The organism is Pseudomonas sp. TE3786, assembly GCF_054057335.1.
Genome location: NZ_JBSRZF010000021.1, coordinates 59,236 through 85,494, shown reverse-complemented (window position 1 = coordinate 85,494; position 26,259 = coordinate 59,236). Strand labels below are relative to the sequence as shown.

Sequence of the window (26,259 nt, the reverse complement as noted above, 5' to 3'; positions counted from 1 at the left end):
TTGCTGTGTCCGACCCCGCGGTGCTTGGTGTCCCACCTAATAATTACCAGGAGGTGTCTATGTTCAACAAAAACAACAAACTGCGACATAGCGTGACGTTGGCGGCGATATTCGCCCTGAGTGGCCTGAGTGCGACGGCCTGGGCAGATGCTTACGAAGACGCGGCGAAAAAATGGATAGGTGCGGAGTTCAAGCCGTCCACCCTGACGCCCGAGCAGCAGCTCGAAGAACTGAAGTGGTTTATCAAGGCCGCCGAGCCGTTCCGCGGCATGAAGATCAACGTGGTGTCGGAAACCCTGACCACCCACGAGTACGAGTCCAAGGTGCTGGCCAAGGCGTTCACTGAAATCACCGGGATCGAGCTTACCCACGACCTGCTGCAAGAAGGCGATGTAGTGGAAAAACTGCAGACCCAGATGCAGTCGGACAAGAACATCTACGACGGCTGGGTGAATGACTCCGACCTGATCGGTACGCACTTTCGCTACGGCAAGACCGAGTCGATCACCGATCTGATGGCCAACGAGGGCAAGAACTTCACCTCGCCAACCCTGGACTTGAAAGACTTTATCGGCCTGTCGTTCACCACCGCGCCGGACGGCAAGATCTATCAGTTGCCGGACCAGCAGTTCGCCAACCTTTACTGGTTCCGCGCCGACTGGTTCGAGCGTCCGGAACTGAAAGCCAAGTTCAAAGAGAAGTACGGCTATGAGCTGGGCGTGCCGGTGAACTGGTCGGCCTATGAAGACATTGCCAAGTTCTTCAGCGAAGACGTCAAGGAAATCGACGGCAAGCGCGTCTATGGCCACATGGACTACGGCAAGAAAGACCCATCCCTGGGCTGGCGCTTCACCGATGCCTGGTTCTCCATGGCTGGCGGTGGTGACAAGGGCCTGCCCAACGGGCTACCGGTGGACGAGTGGGGCATTCGCGTGGAGGACTGCCACCCGGTAGGTTCCAGCGTCACCCGGGGTGGCGACACCAACGGTCCGGCTGCGGTATTCGCCACGCAGAAATACGTGGACTGGATGCGCGCCTACGCGCCGCCTGAAGCGCAGGGCATGACCTTCTCCGAGTCCGGCCCGGTGCCGGCGCAAGGCAACATTGCCCAGCAGATATTCTGGTACACCGCCTTTACCGCCGATATGACCAAGCCGGGCCTGCCGGTGGTGAATGCCGACGGCACGCCGAAATGGCGGATGGCACCGTCGCCTCGTGGTCCGTACTGGGAAGAGGGCATGAAGCTTGGTTATCAGGACGTAGGTTCTTGGACCTTCCTCAAATCCACCCCGGAGAAACAGCGTCTGGCCGCCTGGCTGTACGCACAGTTCGTGACCTCGAAAACCGTCTCGCTGAAGAAGACCATTCTGGGCCTGACGCCGATTCGTGAATCGGATATCAACTCGCAAGCCATGACCGATATGGCACCCAAGCTCGGCGGCCTGGTGGAGTTCTACCGCAGCCCGGCCCGCGTGCAATGGACGCCCACCGGTACCAACGTGCCGGACTACCCGCGCCTGGCGCAGCTGTGGTGGAGCCATATCTCGGAAGCGGCCAGTGGCGAGAAGACCCCGCAGGAAGCCCTGGATGGCCTGGCCAAGGATCAGGACGCGATCATGACCCGTCTTGAACGCTCGAAAGTGCAGCCAGTCTGCGGTCCGAAAATGAACCCGGAAAAGGATGCGCAGTACTGGTTCGATCAGCCGGGCGCACCGAAGCCGAAACTGGCTAACGAGAAGCCCAAAGGCGAAACCGTTAACTACAACGAGCTGTTGAAACAGTGGGAAGCGGCGCGTAAGTAAGCGTTAGCGGAAACAAAAAACGGCACCTCAAGGTGCCGTTTTTTATGCCTGTCGCCAAACCTGTAGGAGCGGCTTCAGCCGCGATGCTCTTGACCTCGCCTTTCCAGGAGTTGCGGCTGAAGTCGCTCCCACAGGGTGATGCGATTTTTGTGGGAGGGGCTTTAGCCGCGATGCCTTTGATCTTTAAGAGCATCGCGGCTGATCAGGGGTAGGCTGGGTTGAGCAAAGCGAAGCCCAACATTGCGATCATCAGTCGTGCAAATGCTCAGCCGCGTACAGGGTGTTTTCCAGCAGGCAGGCACGGGTCATCGGGCCTACGCCGCCTGGCACCGGGGTGATCCAGCCAGCGCGGGGCAGGGCGGTGTCATACACCACGTCGCCCACCAGCTTGCCGTCTTCCTGGCGGTTGATGCCGACGTCGATAACGATGGCGCCCGGCTTGATCCACTCACCTTTGACCAGGCCAGGTTTACCGGCGGCCACTACCACCAGATCGGCACGGCCAACGTGGCCGGCGAGGTCTTTGGTGAAACGGTGGGTGACGGTCACGGTGCAGCCAGCCAGAAGCAGCTCCATGGCCATCGGCCGACCGACGATATTGGAAGCGCCGACAATCACCGCATCCATGCCATACAGATCGACACCAGTGCTGGCCAGCAGGGTCATGATGCCTTTCGGCGTGCAGGGGCGTAGCAGCGGAATGCGCTGGGCCAGGCGGCCGATATTGAAGGGGTGAAAGCCGTCGACATCTTTGTCTGGGCGGATGCGCTCGAGCAGTTGCGAGGCGTCCAGGTGCTCTGGCAGCGGCAATTGCAGAAGGATGCCATCGATGGTGGCGTCATCATTGAGGCGGTCGATCAGCTCACGCAGCTCGTCCTGGCCGGTGCTGGCTGGCAGATCGTAGGCGTGGGAGAGAAAGCCGACTTCTTCGCAGTCTTTGCGCTTGTGCGAAACATACACCTGCGATGCGGGATCGCTGCCTACCAGGATCACAGCCAGGCCAGGGGTACGGAGACCTTGCTCGCTGCGTTCGGCGACACGTTGGGCGATCTGCTTGCGCAGGCTAGCGGCGATCGCCTTGCCGTCGATAAGTTGTGCGGTCATGACGCTTGGTTAACCATCGGAAATGATTGAAAAAGGACGCGCATTCTCGCATGACCAGCCGGGCGGGCAAAGGCAGGTGGTCAGCATTTTCCCGTAACTCCTTTATCTCACTGAATTTTTTACGTTTTAGTGTTGACGAGTGCCGAGCTCGTCTATAACATTCGCCCCGCTTGTCGAGCACAGCCAAGTGCCCGTAGCTCAGCTGGATAGAGCATCCGCCTTCTAAGCGGATGGTCGCAGGTTCGAGTCCTGCCGGGCACGCCATCAGGCTGTTTGGCAATACAAGCGCAGTAAAGCAGCAACAACGCAAGATGGTGGGCGTAGCTCAGTTGGTAGAGCACGGGATTGTGACTCCCGTTGTCGAGGGTTCGATCCCCTTCGTCCACCCCATATTCGAAAAGACGCCAGACCTTAACCAGTCTGGCGTCTTTGCTTCAAAGCTCCGCGGACGTGGTGGAATTGGTAGACACACTGGATTTAGGTTCCAGCGCCGCAAGGCGTGAGAGTTCGAGTCTCTCCGTCCGCACCAAACATAGTTTCGCCGACTTCCGCTGAGTTTCGCGAAGCCAATAGAAAAGCCGCCTAGTGCGGCTTTTTCTGTTTCTGCGTTTTGAAAAATTCCCGCTTTGACCGCTAAGGTTTGGCGCGTGGTTTTTTCCCTGTGTTCATCTCTGCGGCAGTTTCCCGTACTTGCAACTGCACGCTCTCTTCGCGGCTGTAGCGTTGCAGTGCTGCGCCTGGCTGAGCGTTGGTCTTTGTGTCTCGGTCGAGTTTCGCTTCCAGGGCTTCCTGGCCTTTGCTCAGGGTGAGCAGGGTGGTGAGAATTTCCTGCAGGGTTGCTTGTTGGGCGTCGCCGTCGGGCGCGCAGAGCGCTTCTTTCAGCAGGCGATTGATCAGGGTTTGATAGCCCGTGCCTTCGCTCTCGGCGCGTTGCCGGGCGGCGTCCAGAACGGCATCGTCAAGCATGATGGTGATGCGCGTCTTGCCTTTGCTGGGGGCTACGGCACCGCGTTTGGCATCGCTGAAATCGTATAGATCTTTCATGGTTCACCCACCGTAATACTGTTGAATCTCTCGGGGTTCGGCCTTGCGGGCGGAGATCAATCTCACGTAGTCGGGGTTCCGATATGTGTAGACCACCACCAGCAGCCGTCCTGTTCCATCCTCGCCAAGGGTTATCCAGCGCTTTTCGTCATAGAGATCATCCTCCAGGGTCAGAGCGTTTGCGTCGTTCAGAACCGACGCGGCATCGGCCAAACCTATGCCGTGCTTCCTCAGGTTGATTCGTGCTTTTACCGGATCAAATTGGATAGTGAATGCCATTATGCATATCAGATATGTATTTAGGTGATTGGGTTGGAGCATCTAGACGGATGGACGTTTAGCGCCGACAAGGCGCAGTGGTTCGCGACCGAAGTGGCTCCTCGATGCAGCGCAAGTGCTGCAGGCCCTATTTGCGCAAATCGATTGGTGCGTGGCGTCCAGGCGTGGCTGGGTCTCGTGCTGCATCGGCCCGATGTTTGAGTGGTCTCTCTCTTGTTTTTGGCGCTTTTTTTGGTCTCGACGTGGCGGTGGAGGTGCGAAGGTCTTTTTTCTGTATCCCTAAATATGGGATTGAAATATATATGTTGAGATTTTTGTACGCCTCGTTCTATAGTCAGCCTCACTCGCTGTTACGCACTCACTCCCAAAAACAATTCAGGTGAAGCGATGCAGGCTCAGTTAATCGCCCTCGATTGGGGTACCACGACATTGCGCGCCTATCGGCTTGGCGCCGACGCCACGGTGCTGCAAGCGCGCACGCTCAATGCCGGGATCATGCAGCTGCCCAAGGCCGCTCGTCTGGTGGCGGGGGAGTTATGCAGCGATGGCTTCGAGCTGGCGTTTGATGAGGCCTGTGGTGATTGGCTGGATGCCGAACCCCATCTGCCGGTAATTGCCTGCGGCATGGTCGGCAGCGCTCAGGGCTGGCGCGAGGCGACCTACTGCGATACGCCAGCCAATGTCACCCGCCTGGGACATGGGTTGGTGACTGTGCGCAGCGTGCGCGGCAGCCTTATTCATATCGTCCCTGGTGTCATTCAACGTTCGCGCTTGCCCAATGTGATGCGCGGCGAAGAAACCCAGGTGCTTGGTGCCCTTGCTCATCTGCCTATGCAGGCCGAGGCCACCCTGTTGATCGGTTTGCCGGGTAGTCACTCGAAATGGGTGGAAGTCGCCGACCGCTGCATCCTCCATTTCGACACCTTTATGACCGGCGAGCTGTTCGCGGTGCTCAGCGAGCACAGCATCCTCGGTCGTACCCAGCAACGCGGTGCATTGTTCGACGCCGAGGCGTTTGATCGCGGCGTGCAGGTGGCGCTGTCTCGCGAGGGTGCCATCGGCCCGCTGTCGACCCTGTTCAGCGCACGTACCCTGGGTCTTACCGGCATGCTGACGGCGCAAGCTCAGCCGGATTACCTCTCTGGCCTGTTGATAGGCCATGAGCTGCACGCCCTGGCCAACAGCCTGCGCCAACGCCATATCGATGCGCCGCTACCGGCGGTTCTGCTGATCGGTAACTATCCCCTGTGCCAACGCTATAGCCGGGCACTGGCTGCCTGCGGTTTTGCCTCCGTGAGTCTGGCTGAGCAGGCGGCTGAACGGGGCCTGTGGTACCTGGCTGAGGCTGCCGGGCTATTGTCGGTAACTTCCTCTTTTTCCGTCTGAAGCGAGGCTGGTCATGTTGCAGCAGGCATTGGCAGAAAACGGTTTGATCGCAATTTTGCGCGGGCTGCAGCCCTATGAAGCGCAGGCCATTGGCGAGGTGCTGTATGCCGCCGGTTTTCGCGTTATCGAGGTGCCGCTCAACTCGCCGCAGCCGTTTGAAAGTATCCGTATTCTGCGGGACGCACTGCCCGCCGATTGCCTGATCGGTGCGGGCACAGTGCTGTCGGCGCAGCAGGTGGAGGCGGTGAAGGCGGCCGGTGGCCAGGTGATCGTGATGCCCCATGGCGACCCGCTGGTGCTGCGCGCGGCCAAGACTGCCGGCCTGTTTCTGGCACCCGGCGTGGCTACCCCGACCGAGGCCTTTGCGGCGCTGGCCGAAGGTGCCGATGTGCTCAAGTTGTTCCCCGCGGAACAGATGTCGCCGGCGCTGGTCAAGGCATGGTTGGCGGTGCTGCCGGCGGGTACGGTTTTGCTACCGGTGGGCGGCATTTCACCGACCAATATGCAGGCATTTATAGAGGCTGGGGTGAAGGGCTTCGGCCTGGGCTCGGGCTTGTTCAAGCCGGGGATGAGTGCCACGCAGGTGGCGGTGAATGCCGCCGCCTATGTGGCTGCCTGGAAGGCATTGGTTTAAGCGATTTTCGGCCGCCCGGCGTACGGGTCGGCACATCAGATAAAAGAGACAAGAAGATGAAAATCACCAAATTGACCACGTTTATCGTTCCGCCACGCTGGTGCTTTCTCAAGGTGGAAACCGACCAGGGCGTCACCGGTTGGGGCGAGCCGGTGGTGGAAGGCCGCGCCCATACTGTAGCGGCGGCGGTCGAGGAACTGTCCGATTACCTCATCGGCAAAGACCCGAGAAATATCGAAGACATCTGGACGGTGCTCTACCGCGGCGGCTTTTACCGCGGTGGGCCGATTCATATGAGCGCTCTGGCCGGTATCGATCAGGCGTTGTGGGATATCAAGGGCAAGGCCCTCGGCGTCTCGGTCAGCGACCTCTTGGGCGGTCAGGTGCGCGACAAGATCCGCGTGTATTCCTGGATTGGTGGCGACCGCCCGGCGGACACCGCTCGCGCTGCCAAAGAGGCGGTATCGCGTGGCTTCACTGCGGTGAAGATGAACGGCACCGAAGAGCTGCAGTTCGTCGACAGCTTCGCCAAGGTCGACCTGGCCTTGCAGAACGTCGCCGCTGTGCGCGATGCGGTAGGGCCGAACGTCGGCATTGGCGTGGACTTCCATGGCCGTGTGCACAAACCGATGGCCAAGGTGCTGATGAAGGAGCTGGACGCCTTCAAGCTGATGTTTATCGAAGAGCCGGTGCTCAGCGAAAACTACGAAGCGCTGAAAGAGCTGGCACCGCTGACCAACACCCCCATTGCCCTCGGCGAGCGGCTGTTTTCGCGTTGGGATTTCAAGCGGGTGCTCAGCGAAGGCTACGTCGACATCATTCAGCCCGATGCCTCCCATGCCGGCGGCATTACCGAGACCCGCAAGATCGCCAATATGGCCGAAGCCTATGACGTGGCGCTGGCCCTGCATTGCCCGCTGGGGCCGATAGCCCTGGCTGCCTGCCTGCAGTTGGACGCCGCTTGCTACAACGCTTTTATCCAGGAGCAGAGCCTGGGTATCCATTACAACGAAAGCAACGACTTGCTGGATTACCTCAAGGACCCCGGCGTGTTCGATTACGAGCAGGGCATGGTGAAGATTCCCAACGGCCCGGGCCTGGGTATTGAAATCAATGAGGCCTATGTGATCGAACGGGCGGCGGTGGGTCATCGCTGGCGCAACCCGATCTGGCGGCATGCCGATGGCAGTTTTGCCGAATGGTAAGCGCCGCGAGCGGCCGAGGAGGGCAGCCATGCATTGGCAGGCATTGACCGACACAGGTTTCAAACTGGCCGAGGGGCCGTTCTGGGATGGTGCCACCCAGGCGCTGTTCTGGGTGGATATTCCGGGGCGTCTGGCCTGTCGTTGGGCGCACGGCCGGCTGCAGCACTGGCGGATGCCGGAGGTGGTGTCGGCTTTTATCCCCTGTGAGCGCGGTGATGCGCTGGTGACCCTGGCCAGCGGGGTTTATCGGCTTGACCTGGCCTCACCCGTCGAGCAGCCGGCGCTGACGCTGCTGTGTGTGGTCGACCCGGTCAGCGGCAACCGTGCCAACGAGGCCCGTTGCGATGTTCAGGGCCGGCTGTGGCTGGGCAGCATGCAGAACAATATCGCCGCTGATGGCAGCGATCTGCCGATCACTCGGCGCTCCGGCGGGCTGTTTCGCCTGGAGAGCAATGGCCAGGTCACGCCCTTGCTGGAGAGCCAGGGCATCGTCAACACCTTGCTATGGAACGCCGCGGGTACCGAGCTGTATTGCGCCGACAGCCTCGACGGCGAGCTGTATGCCTATGCCATTAACCCGCAAGGCCAGCTCGGTGAGCGGCGGATCTGGGCGGAGTCTTCGTCCTGTGGCGTGCCGGATGGTTCGGCGATGGACAGTCAGGGCTACGTCTGGAATGCCCGCTGGCAAGGCGGTTGCCTGCTGCGCTACGCCCCCGATGGGCGTCTCGATCGGGTGGTTGAGCTGCCGGTGAAATACCCCACCAGTTGCGTGTTCGGTGGTGCCGACCTGAGCACCTTGTATGTCACCAGCGCGCGCCCGGCCGGCGACCCTTACCTGGCCGAAAACTCTTTGGATGGTGCCGTGCTGATGGCGCAGACGGATGTGCGTGGTGTGCCTTGTCAGCGTTTCGCAGGCTGACCCAACCGCAATTGATGGTGCTCTGCACCGTGACACAGGAGTGTTTCAAATGGCTCAACCCTTGACCTTGCCACCCGTGCCGGAGCCGATTTATGGCGAGCGCCTGAAGGGCAAAGTGGTGATTGTGACCGGTGCCGCCCAGGGTATTGGCGAGGCGATAGTCGCCTGCTTCCAGGCCCAGCAGGCGCGCCTGGTGATCGCCGATATCCAGGCGGAAAAGGTGCAGGGCGTGGCGGCCCACTGGCGTGATCGTGGTGCCGAGGTGTTCGCCCAGGGCGTGGATATTACCGACAAGAGCCAATGGCAGGCGCTGGTCGATATGACCATCGAGCGCTTCGGGCGGGTGGATGTGCTGGTCAACTGCGCCGGGGTGAATGTGTTTCGCGACCCGCTGCAGATGAGCGACGAAGACTGGCGGCGCTGCTTTGCCATTGACCTCGACGGTGCCTGGTACGGCTGTCGTGCGGTGCTGCCGCATATGATCGAGCAGGGCATCGGCAACATCATCAATATTGCCTCCACCCATTCCAGTCACATCATTCCCGGCTGTTTTCCCTACCCGGTGGCCAAGCATGGCCTGCTCGGTCTGACCCGGGCCCTGGGCGTCGAGTACGCGCCAAAGGGCATTAGGGTCAATGCCATCGCCCCGGGTTATATCGAAACCCAGCTCAACGTCGATTACTGGAACGCTTTCGACGACCCCCACGCCGAGCGCCAGCGCGCGTTCGACCTGCATCCACCACGTCGTATTGGTCAGCCGGTTGAGGTGGCCATGTCGGCGTTGTTTCTGGCGACCGACGAGGCGCCTTTTATCAATGCCACCTGCCTGATGATCGATGGTGGCCGCTCCGTGATGTACCACGACTGACGCCGTTGCCCGCCGGAAACGGCGGACTGAAATGCCCGACAACGATCCAATAAAAACAAGAGGATTACTTATGTTCGCGCACCGTTTTACTCATTGTGGTTTCCGTTCGCTGCTGTGTGCCGCCACCTTGCTCAGCGCCGCTGGTTTTAGCAGCCTGGCCAGCGCCGAAGAAGTGAAGATCGGCTTTCTGGTCAAACAAGCGGAGGAGCCGTGGTTCCAGACCGAATGGGCGTTTGCCGAGAAAGCCGGCAAGGACAAGGGCTTTACCGTGATCAAGATCGCCGTGCCGGACGGCGAGAAGACCCTGGCGGCCATCGACACCCTGGCCGCCAACGGTGCCAAGGGCTTTGTCATCTGCCCGCCGGATACCTCGCTGGGCCCGGCAATCATGGCCAAGGCCAAACTCAATGACCTGAAAGTGCTGGCCGTCGATGACCGCTTTGTCGATGCCAAGGGCAACCCGATGGAAGACGTGCCCTATGTCGGTTTGGCCGCGTTCAAGATCGGCGAAAAACAAGGCAAGGCCATGGCCGACGAGGCGAAGAAGCGCGGCTGGGATCTGAAAGAAACCTACGCCGTGATCAACACCTTCGACGAGCTGGACACCGGTAAGAAACGTACCGATGGCTCGATTGCCTCACTCAAGGCCGCCGGCCTGAGTGCCGACCATATCCTCACAGCACCGCAGAAAACCCTCGATGTGCCGGGCAGCATGGATGCCACCAACTCCGCCCTGGTCAAACTGCCAAGTGAGGCAAAAAACCTGATTATCGGCGGCATGAATGACAGCTCGGTACTGGGCGGCGTACGCGCCACCGAAAGTGCGGGTTTTGCTGCCACCAATGTGATCGGCGTCGGCATCAACGGCACCGACGCGATTGGTGAACTGAAAAAAGCCAACAGCGGCTTCTATGGCTCCATGCTGCTTAGCCCTGACACCTCCGGCTATGAAACCGCCAGCCAGATGTTCGAGTGGGTGACTACCGGTAAAGAACCGGCCAAGTACACCGCGCTGGACAACGTCACGCTGATTACCCGGGAAAACTTCCAGGCCGAGCTGACCAAGATTGGTCTGTGGAAGTAACTCGTTCGGCTCGTTTGGCAAGCAGGCCCGCCAGTGTTGCTGGCGGGCAGGAGGCAAGGATGTTGGATCATCTGAACAGCAACGCCAGCCTGCGCTTCAATGGCATCGGCAAGGAATTTCCCGGCGTAAAGGCGCTGGCGCAGATCAGCTTTGAGGCCAAGCCCGGCAGCGTGCATGCGCTGATGGGTGAGAACGGCGCGGGCAAGTCGACACTGCTGAAGATTCTTGGCGGCTTCTACAGCCCCAATAGCGGCCATCTGCAGATTGGTGATGAGGCGCTGACGTTTAAGTCCGCCGCCGACAGCATCGCCCATGGCGTGGCGGTGATTCACCAGGAGCTGCAGCTGGTGCCGGAAATGACCGTGGCGGAAAACTTGCTGCTCGGCCATATGCCGTCGCGCTTCGGGGTGATCAATCGCGGTGCCATGGTGCGTCGTGCCCGTGAGTTGCTTAAAGGCCTGGCGGATGAAATCGATCCGAATACGCGCCTGGGCAGTTTGTCCCTCGGCCAGCGGCAGTTGGTGGAAATCGCCAAAGCCATGTCGCGCAATGCCCGGGTGATTGCTTTCGATGAGCCCACCAGCAGCCTGTCGGCGCGCGAGATTGAGCGGCTGATGGTGATCATCGCCCGGCTGCGGGACGAGGGCAGGGTGGTTCTCTACGTCTCGCATCGCATGGAAGAGGTGTTCAACATTTGCGATGCGGTGACCGTGTTCAAGGACGGCCGCTTTATCTGCACCTTTGAAGATATGCAGCAGTTGACCGTCGACCAACTGGTGAGCTGCATGGTCGGCCGCGATATCGACGACATCTACAACTACCGCCCCCGCGCCCATGGCGCTGAAGCGTTGCGGGTTAAGGGGCTGCTTGGCCACGGCGTCGTGGAGCCGGCTGAATTGGCTGTGCGATGTGGCGAAATTCTCGGGCTGTTTGGCCTGGTTGGCGCTGGGCGTACCGAGCTGCTGCGGTTGCTCGCGGGGCTGTCGCGCTGGGAAGCGGGGCAGATGGTGCTGGGCGATAAGCAAGTGACCTTCAAATCGCCCCGCGATGCGATAGCGGCCGGCGTGTTGCTATGCCCGGAAGACCGTAAGAAAGAAGGCATCGTGCCGCTGGCCAGCGTGGCCGAGAACATCAATATCAGCGCCCGCAGTCACCACGCCAAGGTGGCCGGCCTGATCAACAACAGTTGGGAGCGCAGCAACGCGCAGAAGCAGATCGCCGCGCTGAACATCCGCACCCCATCGGCCAGCCAACCCATCATGTTTCTCTCTGGCGGCAATCAGCAGAAAGCCATTCTCGGTCGCTGGCTTTCCATGCCGATGAAGGTGCTGCTGCTCGACGAGCCGACCCGCGGCATCGATGTCGGCGCCAAAGCCGAGATCTACCAGATCATTCACAGCCTGGCGGAGCGGGGCATCGCGGTGATCGTGGTGTCCAGCGATCTGATGGAGGTCATGGGTATTTCCGATCGGATTCTGGTGATGAGTGAAGGTGCCATTACCGGCGAACTGCTACGCGACCAGGCCGATGAAGCCCGGCTGCTGCAACTGGCCCTGCCGCGCACGCGCAATTGACCCGCGTGCGTCATTGAAAAGTCTTCGAGGTGTGTATGTCACAGGTTAAAAAAGCCAATGGAGTGTGGATGGGGCTGGGCCAGCGCAAGTTTTTTGACGACTGGGTGATGCTGCTGGCAGCGCTGGGAATCTTTGTGTTCTGCACCCTGTTCATCGACAACTTCCTCTCGCCGCTGAATATGCGTGGTCTGGGGTTGGCCATTTCCACCACCGGCATCGCCGCCTGCACCATGCTGTTTTGCCTGGCGTCGGGGCATTTCGATTTGTCGGTGGGTTCGGTGATTGCCTGCGCCGGGGTTGTGGCGGGAATCGTCATGCGTGACACCGACAGCGTCTTTCTTGGTGTCAGTGCGGCGCTGGCCATGGGTCTGTGCGTCGGCCTGATCAACGGCATCGTGATCGCCAAGCTGCGTATCAATGCGTTGATCACCACCCTGGCGACGATGCAGATCGTGCGGGGCCTGGCTTATATCTTTTCCAACGGCAAGGCGGTCGGGGTTTCCAACGAAGGCTTCTTTGTCTTCGGCAATGGTCAGCTGTTTGGCGTGCCGGTACCGATTGTGATCACCCTGGTGTGCTTTGTGTTCTTCGGCTGGCTGCTCAACTACACCACCTATGGGCGCAATACCCTGGCCATCGGTGGTAACCAGGAAGCGGCGGTGTTGGCGGGGGTGCATGTGGATCGCACCAAGATCATCATCTTTGCCGCCCATGGCCTGATCGGTGCCTTGGCTGGAGTGATTCTGGCCTCACGCATGACCTCGGGCCAGCCGATGATCGGCCAGGGTTTCGAACTGACGGTGATTTCTGCCTGTGTACTGGGCGGGGTGTCACTGAGCGGCGGGATTGGCATGGTGCGTCATGTGATTGCCGGGGTGCTGATTCTGGCCATTATCGAAAATGCGATGAACCTGAAGAACATCGACACCTTTTATCAATACGTCATTCGCGGCTCGATTTTGCTGGTGGCCGTGATCATCGACCGCCTCAAGCAGCGTTGAGCCTGGGCAGTGGCAGGGGCGAGCGGCCATAATGCTGCCCGCCGTTTCCCTTTGAAGGTTACCTATGCAGGACGACGACGGAAAAACTGCCGCTCCCACTGGCACCCAGACGCTGTTGCGCGGGCTCGCCGTGGTCCAGGCGGTAGCCAGCGGTGCCCGCGATCTGAAGCAGATCGCCCAACAGATCGGCACCACCCGCAGCACCACTCACCGTCTGGCCAGTTGCCTGGTGGACGAGCGCTACCTGCGGGTGGTGCCGCAGGTTGGTTATCTGCTCGGCCCCAAGCTGATCGAGCTGGGCTTTCAGGCGCGTGAGGCGCTGCCGTTGGTGGCCTTGGCCACACCGTTCCTCGATGGGCTGTCAGCGCTGACCGGTGACACCGTGCACTTGGCCATTCGCGAAGATGACGATGTGCTCTATCTGCACAAGAACCCGGGGCGCAATGGCCCGGAGATGCGCTCGCGCGTGGGCCACCGCATGCCATTGGCGCGCACAGGGATCGGCAAGGCGCTGATGCTCGATTGCTCGGCCCACGAGTGGCTGCGCCTGTTCCAGATCAGTCAGCCGGCCGGTGGCAAGAGTCTGCTGTGGCCGCAGCATCAGGAGGCGACCTGGGAGCAGTTTGAACAGCGCATGCGGGAGTATGTGGCGGGCAGCTATGCCTTCGATCTGGAGGACAACGAGCCTTCCATCCGTTGCGTGGCGGCACCGGTGCGCGACGCCAGTGGGCGGATTGTCGCCGCCATCAGTGTGGCCAGCACGGTTCCTTATATGTCGCTGGACAAGATGCAGGGGCTTATAGCTCCGGTGAAGAAGGCCGCGGCTGAGCTGTCGGCCGAGCTCGGCGGCTGAGTTTGTCCTTATATATAGAAAGGCCTTTTGTAAGCCGATTCAGAGTGTTTTCCCCGTTGACGACCTGTGTGGTGACTTCTTGAGTTTTCGCCACTAGAATGCATGCCCTTGATTCTGGGGCCGGAAACGGCCGGCTAACGTCTGTGCAACGAGGAATATCCATGCAAGTTTCTGTTGAAAATACTTCCGCTCTTGAGCGTCGTATGACCATTGGCGTTCCTGCTGAACGCATCGAGACCGAAGTAAACAAGCGTCTGCAGCAGACTGCACGCCGTGCCAAGGTCCCGGGCTTCCGCCCAGGCAAAGTGCCGATGAGCGTTATCCGTCAGCGTTACGAAGACGCTGCTCGCCAGGAAGCCCTGAGCGATCTGATCCAGGCCACCTTCTACGAAGCAGTGGTTGAGCAGAAGCTGAACCCGGCTGGCGCCCCTGCCGTACAGCCAAAAACCTTCGAAAAAGGCAAAGACCTCGAATACGTCGCCACCTTCGAAGTGTTCCCTGAGTTCCAGGTTGCCGGCTTCGACAGCATCGCCATCGAGCGCCTGCAAGCCGAAGTGGCTGATGCCGACCTCGACAACATGCTGGAAATCCTGCGCAAGCAGAACACCCGTTTCGAAACCGCTGAGCGCGCCGCGCAGAAAGACGACCAGGTCAACATCGACTTCGTCGGCAAAGTTGACGGTGAAGCTTTCGCTGGCGGCTCGGCCAAAGGCACTCAGCTGGTTATCGGTTCCGGCCGCATGATCCCTGGCTTCGAAGACGGCCTGGTAGGCGCCAAAGCAGGCGAAGAGCGCGTGCTGAAGCTGACTTTCCCAGCTGACTACCAGAACCTGGAACTGGCCGGCAAAGAAGCCGAGTTCACCGTTACCGTGAACAGCGTTGCCGAGCCGAAACTGCCTGAGCTGAACGACGACTTCTTCGCCCTGTTCGGCATCAAGGAAGGCGGCCTGGAAGGTTTCCGCACCGAAGTTCGCAAGAACATGGAGCGCGAACTGCGTCAGGCGATCAAATCCAAGGTTAAAAACCAAGTGATGGAAGGCCTGCTGTCGGCCAACCCGATCGAAGTGCCAAAGGCTCTGCTGAGCAACGAAGTTGACCGTCTGCGCGTACAAGCTGTGCAGCAGTTCGGTGGCAACATCAAGCCAGACCAACTGCCGGCCGAGCTGTTCGAAGAACAAGCCAAGCGCCGCGTTGTGCTGGGTCTGATCGTGGCTGAAGTGGTCAAGCAGTTCGAGCTCAAGCCAGACGAAGCCCGCGTTCGCGAAATGATTCAGGAAATGGCTTCGGCCTACCAAGAGCCTGAACAAGTCGTGTCCTGGTACTACAAAAACGACCAGCAACTGAACGAAGTCCGTTCGGTTGTACTGGAAGAACAAGTTGTAGATACTGTCCTGCAGAAGGCCAATGTGACCGATAAGCAGGTCTCTTACGAAGAAGCGGTCAAGCCGGCAGAAGCGCCACAAGCAGCCTGACCCCTACCGTCGTACGAGCAACCATAAGCCAGCCTTCGTGCTGGCTTATGTGTATTTGAGACATGACAAAAGCTAGGGAGCGTCGGATACATGTCCAGTAATCCTTTTATGCCGCAATCGCATGACATCCAGGCCGCTGGTGGTCTGGTGCCTATGGTTATCGAGCAGTCCGCCCGTGGCGAACGTGCTTATGACATCTACTCGCGCTTGCTCAAAGAGCGCGTGATTTTCCTCATCGGCCCAGTAGAAGACTACATGGCCAACCTGGTGGCAGCGCAGTTGCTGTTTCTGGAAGCGGAAAACCCGGACAAAGACATCCACCTCTATATCAACTCGCCAGGCGGTTCGGTGACTGCCGGTATGTCGATCTACGACACCATGCAATTCATCAAGCCTGACGTGTCCACCATCTGCATCGGCCAAGCCTGCAGCATGGGTGCCTTGCTGCTGGCTGGTGGCGCTGCGGGCAAGCGTTACTGCCTGCCGCACTCGCGCATGATGATTCACCAGCCGCTGGGCGGCTTCCAGGGCCAGGCCTCGGATATCGAGATTCACACCCGTGAAATCCTCACCATCCGCGACCGCCTGAACCAGATTCTGGCGCACCATACCGGTCAACCGATTGACGTCATCGCCCGTGATACCGACCGCGACAACTTCATGAGTGGCGAAGTCGCAGTGAATTACGGTCTGATCGATAAGGTTCTGAGCAAGCGGGAAATGGCTGCTCAGTAAACCTTTTGGCGGCGGTCAGTGATACACGGCCGCCTTGCGGGCTTGAAAATGCCCGCATTTGCCCTCATCTTGTGTTTCAAGCCTATCGGATTGGATTGAACGAATGACTGACACCCGCAACGGCGAGGACAACGGCAAACTGCTTTATTGCTCCTTCTGCGGCAAAAGCCAGCATGAAGTACGCAAATTGATTGCCGGCCCCTCGGTCTTTATCTGCGACGAGTGCGTTGACCTGTGCAATGACATCATCCGCGAGGAGGTGCAGGAAGCTCAGGCGGAAAGCAGTGCTCATAAACTTCCAGCCCCCAAGGAAATCAGCACAATCCTTGACCAGTACGTCATCGGTCAGGAACGAGCGAAAAAGGTTCTGGCGGTAGCGGTGTACAACCACTACAAGCGCCTAAACCAGCGCGACAAGAAAGACGATGTCGAGCTGGGTAAAAGCAACATTCTGCTGATTGGTCCGACCGGCTCGGGTAAAACCCTGCTTGCCGAGACCCTGGCACGTTTGCTGAACGTTCCGTTCACCATCGCTGACGCCACCACGCTTACCGAAGCGGGGTATGTCGGTGAAGACGTGGAAAACATCATTCAGAAGCTGCTGCAGAAATGCGATTACGACGTCGAGAAGGCCCAGATGGGCATTGTCTACATCGATGAAATCGACAAGATTTCGCGCAAATCCGACAACCCGTCGATTACCCGCGACGTTTCCGGTGAAGGCGTGCAACAGGCCTTGCTGAAACTGATCGAAGGTACGGTCGCTTCGGTTCCGCCACAAGGCGGCCGCAAGCATCCGCAGCAGGAGTTCCTGCAGGTCGATACCCGCAACATCCTGTTTATCTGTGGTGGCGCGTTCTCGGGTCTGGAAAAAGTCATTCAAGGGCGTTCGGCCAAAGGCGGCATCGGCTTCAATGCCGAGGTGCGCAGCATCGACCTGGGCAAGAAAGTCGGTGAGTCGCTGCGTCAAGTCGAACCTGATGACCTGGTCAAGTTCGGCCTGATTCCGGAGTTCGTTGGCCGCTTGCCGGTTATCGCAACCCTGGACGAGCTGGACGAGGCTGCGTTGATGCAGATCCTCACCGAGCCGAAGAACGCCCTGACCAAGCAATACGCCAAGCTCTTCGAAATGGAAGGTGTGGACCTGGAATTCCGTCCGGATGCCCTGAAGTCTGTCGCTCACCGGGCTCTGGAGCGCAAGACTGGCGCCCGTGGTCTGCGTTCCATTCTGGAAGGCGTTCTGCTCGACACCATGTATGAAATCCCCTCGCAAACCGAGGTGAGCAAAGTGGTGATCGACGAAAGCGTAATTGCCGGTACCTCCAAGCCGCTGCTGATTTACGAGAACAGCGAGCCGCCTGCGAAGGCCGCGCCAGACGCGTAAAACACGCTTGTCAGATGTTGAAAGCAAGGGGCCTGCGGGCCCCTTTGCTTTTCCTGCGCCAGCGCTTGTTTTTTGTTTGGGCTACCCCCATCTTAGGTCCAAGGGTATTCCCACCTGTTTACGGCCGAACGGCCGCCGTAGAGCTGAAAATCATGAAGACAACAGTCGAATTGCCTCTCTTGCCACTGCGTGATGTCGTGGTTTACCCACATATGGTGATCCCACTGTTCGTGGGGCGTGAAAAGTCCATTGAGGCCCTTGAGGCCGCCATGACGGGCGACAAGCAGATCCTGCTGGTAGCCCAGAAGAACCCCGCCGACGATGACCCGGCCGAAGACGCGCTCTATCGCGTCGGCACCGTCGCCACTGTTTTGCAATTACTGAAACTGCCGGATGGCACCGTCAAGGTACTGGTCGAAGGCGAGCAGCGCGGCTCTATCGAACGCTTTATCGAAATCGACGGCCATTGCCGTGCGCAAGTGGCATTGATCGACGAAGTCGACGCCGCTGAGCGTGAATCCGAAGTCTTTACCCGCAGCCTGCTGAGCCAGTTCGAGCAGTATGTGCAGCTGGGTAAAAAAGTGCCGGCCGAAGTGTTGTCTTCGCTGAATAGCATCGATGAGCCAAGCCGCCTGGTGGATACCATGGCCGCGCATATGGCGCTGAAGATCGAACAGAAACAGGAAATCCTCGAGATCACCGATCTGGCCCAGCGCGTCGAGCACGTGCTGGCTCTGCTGGATGCCGAGATCGACCTGCTGCAGGTCGAGAAGCGCATTCGCGGCCGGGTGAAAAAGCAGATGGAGCGTAGCCAGCGCGAGTACTACCTGAATGAGCAGATGAAGGCCATTCAGAAAGAACTCGGTGATGGCGATGAAGGCCACAACGAACTGGACGAGCTGAAAAAGCGCGTCGAGAACGCTGGTCTGACCAAAGAAGCCCACGCCAAGGCGCAGGCCGAGTTGAACAAACTCAAGCAGATGTCGCCGATGTCCGCCGAGGCCACTGTGGTGCGTTCGTACATCGACTGGCTGGTGAACGTGCCGTGGAAAGCGGAAAGCAAGGTGCGTCTGGATCTGGCCAAGGCGGAAGACATCCTGGATGCCGACCACTACGGTCTGGAAGAGGTCAAGGAGCGCATCCTTGAGTACCTCGCCGTGCAAAAACGCGTGAAGAAGGTCAAGGGGCCGGTACTCTGCCTCGTTGGGCCACCCGGTGTCGGCAAGACTTCCCTGGCGGAGTCCATTGCTCACGCCACCAACCGTAAATTTGTGCGCATGGCCCTGGGTGGCGTGCGTGACGAAGCGGAAATCCGCGGTCACCGTCGCACCTATATTGGTTCGATGCCGGGTCGTCTGATTCAGAAAATGACCAAGGTCGGTGTGCGCAACCCGCTCTTCTTGCTTGATGAAATCGACAAGATGGGCCAGGACATGCGCGGTGACCCCGCGTCGGCGTTGCTGGAGGTGCTCGATCCGGAGCAGAACCACAACTTCAACGATCACTATCTGGAGGTCGATTACGACCTTTCGGACGTAATGTTCCTCTGCACCGCCAACTCCATGAACATTCCGGCACCATTGCTGGACCGTATGGAGGTGATTCGTCTGCCCGGTTATACCGAGGACGAAAAGGTCAATATCGCGGTGAAGTACCTCGCGCCCAAGCAGCTGCAAGCCAACGGCTTGAAGAAAGGCGAGCTGGAGTTCGAAGAGGCGGCCATTCGCGACATGATCCGTTACTACACCCGCGAAGCGGGCGTGCGTAGCCTGGAGCGGCAAATCGCCAAGGTCTGCCGCAAGGCGGTGAAAGAGCACTTCCGCGAGAAGCGCATGAAAGTGCTGGTGGCTGCAGATTCGCTCGAGCATTTCCTGGGGGTGAGCAAATATCGCTACGGTCTGGCCGAACAGCAGGACCAGATTGGTCAGGTGACCGGCCTGGCATGGACGCAAGTGGGCGGCGAATTGCTGACCATCGAAGCGGCTGTGGTACCGGGTAAAGGACAGCTGATCAAGACCGGTTCGCTGGGTGATGTGATGGTCGAATCCATCACCGCTGCGCTCACTGTTGTGCGCAGTCGGGCCAAGAGTCTGGGGGTCGCTCTGGACTTCCACGAGAAGCGCGACATCCATATCCACATGCCGGAAGGGGCGACGCCTAAAGATGGCCCCAGCGCTGGCGTTGGCATGTGTACGGCGCTGGTTTCGGCCCTTACCCAGATACCGGTACGCGCCGATGTGGCGATGACCGGTGAGATCACCTTGCGTGGTCAGGTTTTGGCGATTGGTGGCTTGAAGGAAAAACTTCTGGCGGCGCATCGTGGTGGAATCAAGATCGTGATTATTCCCGAAGAGAACGTTCGTGATCTGAAAGAGATTCCAGAGAATATTAAGGCTGACCTGCAGATTAAACCGGTTAAATGGATTGACGAGGTCCTGCAAATTGCGCTGCAATACGCCCCGGAGCCCTTGCCCGATGCGGCTCCGGAGATGGTTGCAAAGGATGACAAGCGCGAGACTGATTCCAAGGAGCGAATTAGCACGCATTAGCCGGGGGGCTTCCTTGACACATTTTTAGAGCCCTTGTTATAAAGCGGCTCTTCTTGTGCCAAATGGCCTTCCAGCACCGTTTTTGCTTTCACCCAAAAATTAAGAAATAAACTCAAACAGGAATAAGGGGACTTAGAGTGAACAAGTCGGAACTGATTGATGCTATCGCCGCATCTGCTGATATCCCGAAAGCTGTAGCTGGCCGTGCGCTGGACGCAGTAATCGAATCCGTAACTGGCGCTCTCAAGGCTGGTGATTCGGTTGTACTGGTAGGCTTCGGTACTTTCGCTGTTAAAGAGCGTGCTGCTCGTACTGGCCGTAACCCACAGACTGGTAAGCCGATCAGCATCGCTGCTGCTAAGATCCCAGGCTTCAAAGCTGGTAAAGCTCTGAAAGACGCCGTTAACTAAGCGTCTTTCGGGTTTTGCCCACCTCGATCAGCTTCAACACTGATCGGGTCGCGAGGCGGTAGAGGAGGGTCGATTGGTTTTTGACCCCACTCTGAAGAGGCTCAACAGGAGCCTTGATCGCCCCGCCAGCTACGAGAAGGCGCATCCTCGGATGCGCCTTTCTTCTATCCGGATTCTACCCACGCTCCACGGCCGCTTATTTCAGTACGGTCGTTTCTGGGGGACGCATGCTGCAGAACATCAGGGACAATTCACAAGGCTGGATTGCCAAGACCATTATCGGTGTCATTGTTGCCTTGATGGCATTCACTGGCATCGAGGCTATTTTCACTTCGAAGAACAGCACGCAACAGGCTGCCAAGGTCAACGGTGAAGAAGTCAGTCAGAACGAACTGAGCCAGGCGGTGGAAGCCCAGCGTCGTCAGTTGATGCAACGCCTCGGTAAGGATTTCGACGCGTCCTTGCTGGACGACAAACTGCTGCGCGAAGCCGCATTGAAAGGCTTGATCGAGCGCAAATTGCTGCTGCAAAGCGCCAAAGATGCCCACCTCGCTTTCTCTCAAGCTGCTCTTGATCAGCAGATTGTGAACACCCCGGATTTCCAACAGAACGGTGTATTCAGCCCAGAGCGTTTTGATCAGTTCATCCGCCAGTGGGGTTACACCCGCCTGCAATTCCGCCAGATGCTTGAGCAGGAGATGATCCTCACTCAACTGCGCAGTGGTTTGGCTGGCAGTGGTTTTGTCACCGACGACGAAGTGTCGAACTTCGCCCGTCTGGAAAAACAGACCCGCGATTTCGCCACGCTGACCCTCAAGGCTGATCCCAAGTCGGTGAAGCTGGCTGACGACGAAGTCCAAGCCTACTACGACAAGAACGCTAGCCAGTTCATGAGCCCGGAACAGGTCGTACTCGACTACATCGAGCTGAAGAAAGAAGCCTTCTTCGGCAAGGTCGAAGTCAAGGATGAAGACCTGCAAGCGGCTTATCAGCAAGAGATCGGCAACCTGGCCGAGCAACGTGAAGCGGCGCATATCCTCATCGAGGTGAACGACAAGCAGAGCGACGCGCAAGCCAAGGCCAAGATCGACGAAATCAAGCAGCGTTTGGACAAAGGCGAAGACTTCGCCAAACTGGCCAAGGAGCTGTCTGATGATCCGGGTTCCAAGGCCACTGGTGGCGACCTCGGTTATGCCGGTAAAGGCGTCTATGACCCTGCTTTCGAAGAGGCACTGTATGCCTTGAACAAAGGCGCGGTATCGGCACCGGTACGTAGCAGCTACGGCTGGCACGTGATCAAGCTGCTGGGCGTGCAGGCACCGGAAATTCCGACCCTGGCCAGTCTCAAAGACAAGCTGACCCGCGAGCTGAAAACCGCTCAGGTCGAGCAGAAGTTTGTGGAAGCCAGCAAGGCCCTGGAAGACTCGGCGTTCGAAGCTTCAGACCTCAGCCAGCCGGCTCAGGAACAAGGTCTGCAAGTCAAAACCACCGCTGCCTTCGGGCGTGAAGGTGGCGAAGGCCTGACCGCCAATCGCCAGGTTCTGCTAGCGGCGTTCAGCCCGGAAGTCCTGGAAGAGGGCTCCAATAGCGGCGCCATCGAACTGGATCCGGACACTGTGGTGATTGTGCGTGTCAAAGAGCACAAGAAGCCTGAGCAGCAGCCGTTGGAAAACGTCACTGCCGCCATTCGCGATCACCTGATTCAGCTGCGCGCTGGCGAAGCCGTGGAAGCCAAGGGCAAGGCCCTGTTGGCTGACCTGCGTGACGGCAAGACGCCGGTTGCCCAGGCTAAGGGTGAGCAAGGTTGGAAAGTGGTCGAAGCCGCTACCCGCAGTCAGGAAGGTATTGAGCCAAGCGTGCTGCAGGCGCTGTTCCGCATGAGCAAGCCTGAGGCCGCCGACAAGTCCACCTTCACCGGCGTGACCCTGGCTAATGGCGACTACGTGGTCATTCAGCTCAAAGGTGTCAGCGAGCCGAAAGACGGCCTGAGCGAAGAGGACAAGGCTATGTACCGCCGTTTCCTCGCCTCGCGCAGCGGTCAGCAAGACTTCGCGGCGTTCCGCGCGGAGTTGGAGTCCAAGGCCAAGATCGAACGTTTCTGATAGTCGATTAACGCCCACAAAAAACCCCGCCCAGTGCGGGGTTTTTTGTGGGCGTTAATCGACTCATCGGCTTCCGGGGCGTCGGCCATGCGGCGTTGAAAGCCGACTTTAAATGCTCACGTACTCAAGTACGCTGCGCTTTAAAATCGACTTTCGCCGCTCGCCCTGCGGGCCAGCCTACGGCTGTACTCCCGATGGTCGTTGGTCCTGACCTCTCGATCGAATTAAGGCCACAACCGCCAGAGCTGTAGGAGCAGCTTTAGCCGCGATGCTCTTGAGATCAAAAGCATCGCGGCTGAAGCTGCTCCTACGGTGTATGCTGCGCCGACAAAAAAGGGCCGCTCAATGAGCGGCCCTTTTCGTTTCAACGAAGCACTTACTCTTCGATGCTACCCATGGCAGTGGTGTTGAAACCACCATCCACGTAAGTGATTTCACCGCTGATACCCGAAGCCAGATCCGAGCACAGGAAGGCGCCGACGTTGCCGACTTCGTCGATGGTGACGTTGCGACGCAGCGGGGTTTGCGCTTCGTTGGCGGCGAGCATCTTGCGGAAGCTTTTGATGCCGGACGCGGCCAGGGTGCGGATCGGGCCGGCGGAGATGCAGTTCACGCGAGTGCCTTCCGGGCCCAGGCTGCCGGCCAGGTAACGTACGCCGGCTTCCAGGCTGGCCTTGGCCATGCCCATCACGTTGTAGTTGGGCATGGTGCGCTCGGCACCGAGGTAGGAGAGGGTGAGCAGGCTGCCGTTGCGGCCTTTCATCAACTCGCGACCGGCTTTGGCCAGGGCCACGAAGCTGTAGGCGCTGATGTCGTGGGCGATGCGGAAGCCATCACGGGTGGTCACTTCGGTGAAGTCGCCGTTCAGCTGGTCGCCGGGGGCGAAGCCAACCGAATGGACGATCACGTCCAGACCATCCCACTTCTTGCCCAGCTCGACGAAGACGTTGGCGATTTCTTCATCGCTGGCCACATCGCACGGGAAGCACAGCTCGGGGCTCGAGCCCCAGCCGGCGGCGAATTCTTCGACACGGCCCTTGAGCTTGTCGTTCTGATAGGTGAAGGCGAGTTCAGCACCCTCGCGATGCATGGCGGCAGCGATGCCGGATGCGATGGACAGTTTGCTAGCGACACCGACGATCAGTACGCGCTTACCGGCGAGAAAACCCATGGTGTTATTCCTCTTCCTGCTTTCAAGGATTAATCGGCAGTGGCTGGGGCCAGGAAAGCGGCCTCCAGCAACTGCTGCGTATACACATGTTGCGGGGCGGCGAAGATGGCTTCGGCTGGCCCCTGTTCCACAACCCGACCCTGCTTGACCACCATCAAGTGATGGCTCAGCGCCTTGACCACCGCCAGGTCATGGCTGATGAACAGGTAGGTCAGGTTGTACTTGCGCTGCAGCGATCGCAGTAATTCCACCACCTGGCGCTGCACGGTACGGTCCAGTGCCGAGGTGGGTTCATCCAGCAGAATCAATGCCGGCTTGAGCACAAGTGCCCGGGCGATGGCGATTCGCTGCCGTTGCCCACCGGAAAACTCATGGGGGTAGCGGTGCCGGGTGTCCGGATCCAGACCTACCTCCACAAGCGCATCGATTATTGCCTGCTCCTGTTCTTCTTCGCTGCCCATCTTATGGATGCGCAGCCCTTCACCGATGATCTGACACACCGACATCCGCGGGCTCAGGCTGCCGAACGGGTCCTGAAACACCACCTGCATCTGCCGCCGCAAAGGCCGCACCTGATGCTGAGTCAGGCCGTGCAGGTCCTGGCCTTGAAAGCAGATGGCACCCTTGCTGGCGATCAGCCGCAAGATTGCCAAGCCGAGGGTGGACTTGCCGGAACCACTCTCGCCGACGATGCCCAGGGTCTGGCCCTGATGCAGGCTGAAGTTGATGCCGTCCACCGCTTTCACATGATCGACCGTCTGGCGCAGCAGGCCTTTCTTGATCGGAAACCACACCCGCAGGTCATCGACTACCAGCACTGGCTTGCCTGCCGCGTTGGCGACCGGCTTGCCGCTGGGCTCGGCTCCGAGCAACTCCTGGGTATAAGGATGCTGCGGATTGGAGAACAGCTCATCGCATGACGCCTGTTCGACGATCACTCCGCGCTGCATGACACATACGCGGTGAGCAATTCGTTTCACCAGGTTGAGATCGTGGGTAATCAGCAGCAACGCCATGCCCAGGCGCGCCTGCAAATCCTTGAGCAATTCGAGGATTTTCAGCTGCACGGTTACATCCAGCGCCGTGGTCGGTTCGTCGGCAATCAGCAGCTCCGGCTCGTTGGCCAGGGCCATGGCAATCATCACCCGCTGCCGCTGGCCGCCGGAGAGCTCGTGTGGCAGTGCTTTCAGGCGTTTGTGCGGCTCGGGTATGCCCACCAGCTCCAACAGCTCCAGGGTGCGCTTGGTGGCGGCTTTACCGGTGAGGCCTTTGTGCAGGGCCAGCACCTCGTTGATCTGTTTCTCGATGCAATGCAGCGGATTGAGCGAGGTCATCGGCTCCTGAAAGATCATGGCGATGCGGTTGCCACGGATATGCCGCAGCTTTTTCTCGCTGGCCGTCAGCAGGTCGTGGCCGGCATAGCGAATACTGCCTGCTGGATGCCGCGCGAGCGGGTAGGGCAGCAGGCGCAGAATCGAGTGGGCGGTCACCGATTTGCCCGAACCGCTTTCACCCACCAACGCCAGGGTTTCACCACGGCGGATATCGAAGCTGAGGTCATGCACCACGCATTGGCTGCTGTTGCCGGTGACGAATTCGACCGCCAGATCACGCACTTCGATAAGGTTTTCCGGGGCCGTGTTTTGCTTGAGCTCAGCCATGTTATTTCCTCGGGTCGAAGGCATCGCGAGCAGCCTCGCCGATAAACACCAACAGGGTCAGCATCAGGCCCAGCACGGCAAAGGCGCTGATCCCCAGCCAGGGTGCCTGGGTGTTGGATTTGCCCTGGGCGACCAATTCACCGAGGGACGGCGAGCCGGCCGGCAGGCCGAAACCGAGGAAGTCCAGCGCGGTGAGGGTGCCGATGGCACCGGTGAGAATAAACGGCATAAAGGTCATGGTGCTGATCATGGCGTTGGGCAGGATATGGCGGAACATGATGCCGCCGTTCTCCATACCCAGAGCGCGCGCCGCACGCACGTATTCCAGGTTGCGCCCTCGAAGGAACTCGGCGCGCACCACGTCCACCAGGGTCATCCACGAGAACAGCAGCATGATGCCCAGCAGCCACCAGAAGTTGGGCTGCACAAAGCTGGCGAGAATGATCAGCAGGTAGAGCACCGGCAGGCCCGACCAGACCTCGAGAAAGCGCTGGCCCAGCAGGTCGACCCAGCCGCCGTAAAAGCCCTGCAGCGCGCCGGTGACCACGCCGATGATCGAGCTGAAAATGGTCAGCGTCAGGGCGAACAGTACGGAAATGCGGAAGCCATAGATCACCCGCGCCAGTACATCACGGCCCTGGTCATCGGTGCCCAGCAGGTTGTCCGCCGAAGGTGGTGCGGGGGCCGGCACCTTGAGGTCGTAGTTGATGGTGGAGTAGCTGAACGGGATCGGCGGCCAGACGGTAAAGCCGTCTTTGGCGGCGATCAGCTCGCGCATATAGGGGCTCTTGTAGTTGGCTTCGAGAGGGAATTCGCCGCCAAAGGTGGTTTCCGGGTAACGCTTGAGCACCGGGAAATACCAGCCGCCGTCGTAATGCACCAGCAGCGGTTTGTCGTTGGCGATCAGCTCGGCACCCAGGCTCAGCCCAAACAGAATCACGAACAGCCACAGCGACCACCAGCCTCGCTTATGCGCCTTCAGGCGCTCGAAGCGGCGACGGTTGAGGGGTGACATTTTCAAT

Annotated in this window: 22 protein-coding genes and 3 tRNA genes; 19 read left to right on the top strand and 6 right to left on the bottom strand. The window is 59.2% G+C overall.

Annotation, left to right across the window (positions count from 1 at the left end; all coding sequences use genetic code 11):
- The first annotated feature begins 59 nt into the window (after positions 1 to 59).
- Positions 60 to 1,802 (top strand): ABC transporter substrate-binding protein, encoded by a 1,743-nt coding sequence (locus ACVW0Y_RS20205; protein WP_457440861.1) that lies wholly within the window; start codon positions 60 to 62, stop codon positions 1,800 to 1,802.
- A gap of 249 nt (positions 1,803 to 2,051) precedes the next feature.
- Here the strand turns inward: ACVW0Y_RS20205 and folD are convergent, their stop codons facing one another.
- Entirely contained in the window at positions 2,052 to 2,906 is an 855-nt protein-coding gene (gene folD, locus ACVW0Y_RS20200; protein ID WP_457440859.1) for a bifunctional methylenetetrahydrofolate dehydrogenase/methenyltetrahydrofolate cyclohydrolase FolD, read from the bottom strand.
- Positions 2,907 to 3,093: 187 nt separating this feature from the next.
- Here folD and ACVW0Y_RS20195 point away from each other — a divergent pair.
- The 3 genes from ACVW0Y_RS20195 (at position 3,094) to ACVW0Y_RS20185 (ending at position 3,435) form a co-directional block, all read left to right on the top strand.
- Positions 3,094 to 3,170: transfer RNA gene (locus tag ACVW0Y_RS20195), tRNA-Arg, on the top strand.
- Between the two features lie 50 nt (positions 3,171 to 3,220).
- Positions 3,221 to 3,296, top strand: a tRNA-His gene (locus ACVW0Y_RS20190).
- Positions 3,297 to 3,350: 54 nt separating this feature from the next.
- A tRNA-Leu gene (locus ACVW0Y_RS20185) sits at positions 3,351 to 3,435 on the top strand.
- 104 nt (positions 3,436 to 3,539) lie between these two features.
- Here the strand turns inward: ACVW0Y_RS20185 and ACVW0Y_RS20180 are convergent.
- Both ACVW0Y_RS20180 and ACVW0Y_RS20175 read right to left on the bottom strand, forming a co-directional pair.
- Positions 3,540 to 3,950 (bottom strand): BrnA antitoxin family protein, encoded by a 411-nt coding sequence (locus ACVW0Y_RS20180; RefSeq protein ID WP_457440857.1) that lies wholly within the window; start codon positions 3,948 to 3,950, stop codon positions 3,540 to 3,542.
- Positions 3,951 to 3,953: 3 nt separating this feature from the next.
- Entirely contained in the window at positions 3,954 to 4,229 is a 276-nt protein-coding gene (locus tag ACVW0Y_RS20175) for a BrnT family toxin (RefSeq protein WP_457440854.1), read from the bottom strand.
- A gap of 387 nt (positions 4,230 to 4,616) precedes the next feature.
- Here ACVW0Y_RS20175 and ACVW0Y_RS20170 point away from each other — a divergent pair, with 387 nt between their 5' ends.
- The 15 genes from ACVW0Y_RS20170 to ACVW0Y_RS20100 all read left to right on the top strand — a co-directional run bounded on the left by ACVW0Y_RS20170 (position 4,617) and on the right by ACVW0Y_RS20100 (position 22,405).
- The gene (locus ACVW0Y_RS20170; RefSeq protein ID WP_457440852.1) at positions 4,617 to 5,615 is read left to right on the top strand and encodes a 2-dehydro-3-deoxygalactonokinase; all 999 of its coding nucleotides are present in this window, start codon (positions 4,617 to 4,619) and stop codon (positions 5,613 to 5,615) included.
- A gap of 13 nt (positions 5,616 to 5,628) precedes the next feature.
- A complete protein-coding gene (locus ACVW0Y_RS20165; RefSeq protein ID WP_457440850.1) occupies positions 5,629 to 6,249 on the top strand; it encodes a 2-dehydro-3-deoxy-6-phosphogalactonate aldolase in 621 nt (206 codons plus the stop codon).
- A gap of 56 nt (positions 6,250 to 6,305) precedes the next feature.
- Positions 6,306 to 7,454 carry a galactonate dehydratase gene (gene dgoD, locus ACVW0Y_RS20160; protein ID WP_457440848.1) on the top strand — a complete coding sequence of 383 codons (1,149 nt, stop codon included), beginning with the start codon at positions 6,306 to 6,308 and terminating at the stop codon, positions 7,452 to 7,454.
- A 28-nt stretch (positions 7,455 to 7,482) separates the two neighbouring features.
- Positions 7,483 to 8,373, top strand: a complete 891-nt coding sequence (locus ACVW0Y_RS20155; RefSeq protein WP_457440846.1) for an SMP-30/gluconolactonase/LRE family protein — start codon at positions 7,483 to 7,485, stop codon at positions 8,371 to 8,373.
- A gap of 49 nt (positions 8,374 to 8,422) precedes the next feature.
- Complete coding sequence (locus tag ACVW0Y_RS20150) at positions 8,423 to 9,241, top strand: SDR family oxidoreductase (RefSeq protein ID WP_457440844.1); 819 nt, start codon at positions 8,423 to 8,425, stop codon at positions 9,239 to 9,241.
- Positions 9,242 to 9,311: 70 nt separating this feature from the next.
- Positions 9,312 to 10,325, top strand: coding sequence for a substrate-binding domain-containing protein (locus tag ACVW0Y_RS20145; protein WP_457440842.1), 1,014 nt, complete (start codon positions 9,312 to 9,314; stop codon positions 10,323 to 10,325).
- A 59-nt stretch (positions 10,326 to 10,384) separates the two neighbouring features.
- On the top strand, positions 10,385 to 11,899 hold the full coding sequence (araG, locus tag ACVW0Y_RS20140) for an L-arabinose ABC transporter ATP-binding protein AraG (protein ID WP_457440840.1): 1,515 nt from the start codon (positions 10,385 to 10,387) through the stop codon (positions 11,897 to 11,899).
- Positions 11,900 to 11,934: 35 nt separating this feature from the next.
- Positions 11,935 to 12,900: an L-arabinose ABC transporter permease AraH gene (gene araH / locus ACVW0Y_RS20135; RefSeq protein ID WP_457440838.1), complete on the top strand. Its 966-nt coding sequence runs from the start codon at positions 11,935 to 11,937 to the stop codon at positions 12,898 to 12,900.
- Positions 12,901 to 12,964: 64 nt separating this feature from the next.
- The gene (locus ACVW0Y_RS20130) at positions 12,965 to 13,753 is read left to right on the top strand and encodes an IclR family transcriptional regulator (RefSeq protein WP_457440836.1); all 789 of its coding nucleotides are present in this window, start codon (positions 12,965 to 12,967) and stop codon (positions 13,751 to 13,753) included.
- A 161-nt stretch (positions 13,754 to 13,914) separates the two neighbouring features.
- Complete coding sequence (gene tig, locus ACVW0Y_RS20125) at positions 13,915 to 15,225, top strand: trigger factor (RefSeq protein ID WP_457440834.1); 1,311 nt, start codon at positions 13,915 to 13,917, stop codon at positions 15,223 to 15,225.
- A gap of 90 nt (positions 15,226 to 15,315) precedes the next feature.
- Entirely contained in the window at positions 15,316 to 15,960 is a 645-nt protein-coding gene (gene clpP / locus ACVW0Y_RS20120) for an ATP-dependent Clp endopeptidase proteolytic subunit ClpP (RefSeq protein WP_108094092.1), read from the top strand.
- Between the two features lie 103 nt (positions 15,961 to 16,063).
- Positions 16,064 to 17,344 carry an ATP-dependent Clp protease ATP-binding subunit ClpX gene (gene clpX, locus ACVW0Y_RS20115; protein ID WP_108094094.1) on the top strand — a complete coding sequence of 427 codons (1,281 nt, stop codon included), beginning with the start codon at positions 16,064 to 16,066 and terminating at the stop codon, positions 17,342 to 17,344.
- A 152-nt stretch (positions 17,345 to 17,496) separates the two neighbouring features.
- Entirely contained in the window at positions 17,497 to 19,893 is a 2,397-nt protein-coding gene (lon, locus tag ACVW0Y_RS20110) for an endopeptidase La (RefSeq protein ID WP_457440832.1), read from the top strand.
- A gap of 137 nt (positions 19,894 to 20,030) precedes the next feature.
- Positions 20,031 to 20,303, top strand: a complete 273-nt coding sequence (gene hupB / locus ACVW0Y_RS20105; protein WP_003239952.1) for a nucleoid-associated protein HU-beta — start codon at positions 20,031 to 20,033, stop codon at positions 20,301 to 20,303.
- Positions 20,304 to 20,530: 227 nt separating this feature from the next.
- Positions 20,531 to 22,405, top strand: a complete 1,875-nt coding sequence (locus tag ACVW0Y_RS20100; RefSeq protein WP_457440829.1) for a SurA N-terminal domain-containing protein — start codon at positions 20,531 to 20,533, stop codon at positions 22,403 to 22,405.
- 376 nt (positions 22,406 to 22,781) lie between these two features.
- Here ACVW0Y_RS20100 and fabI read toward each other — a convergent pair whose 3' ends face one another.
- The 3 genes from fabI to ACVW0Y_RS20085 are packed head-to-tail and all read right to left on the bottom strand — an operon-like array spanning position 22,782 to position 26,258.
- A complete protein-coding gene (gene fabI, locus ACVW0Y_RS20095) occupies positions 22,782 to 23,576 on the bottom strand; it encodes an enoyl-ACP reductase FabI (protein WP_457440827.1) in 795 nt (264 codons plus the stop codon).
- A gap of 29 nt (positions 23,577 to 23,605) precedes the next feature.
- Positions 23,606 to 25,237, bottom strand: a complete 1,632-nt coding sequence (locus ACVW0Y_RS20090; RefSeq protein WP_457440825.1) for an ABC transporter ATP-binding protein — start codon at positions 25,235 to 25,237, stop codon at positions 23,606 to 23,608.
- 1 nt (position 25,238) lies between these two features.
- A complete protein-coding gene (locus ACVW0Y_RS20085; RefSeq protein WP_457440882.1) occupies positions 25,239 to 26,258 on the bottom strand; it encodes an ABC transporter permease in 1,020 nt (339 codons plus the stop codon).
- Between the last annotated feature and the right edge of the window lies 1 nt (position 26,259).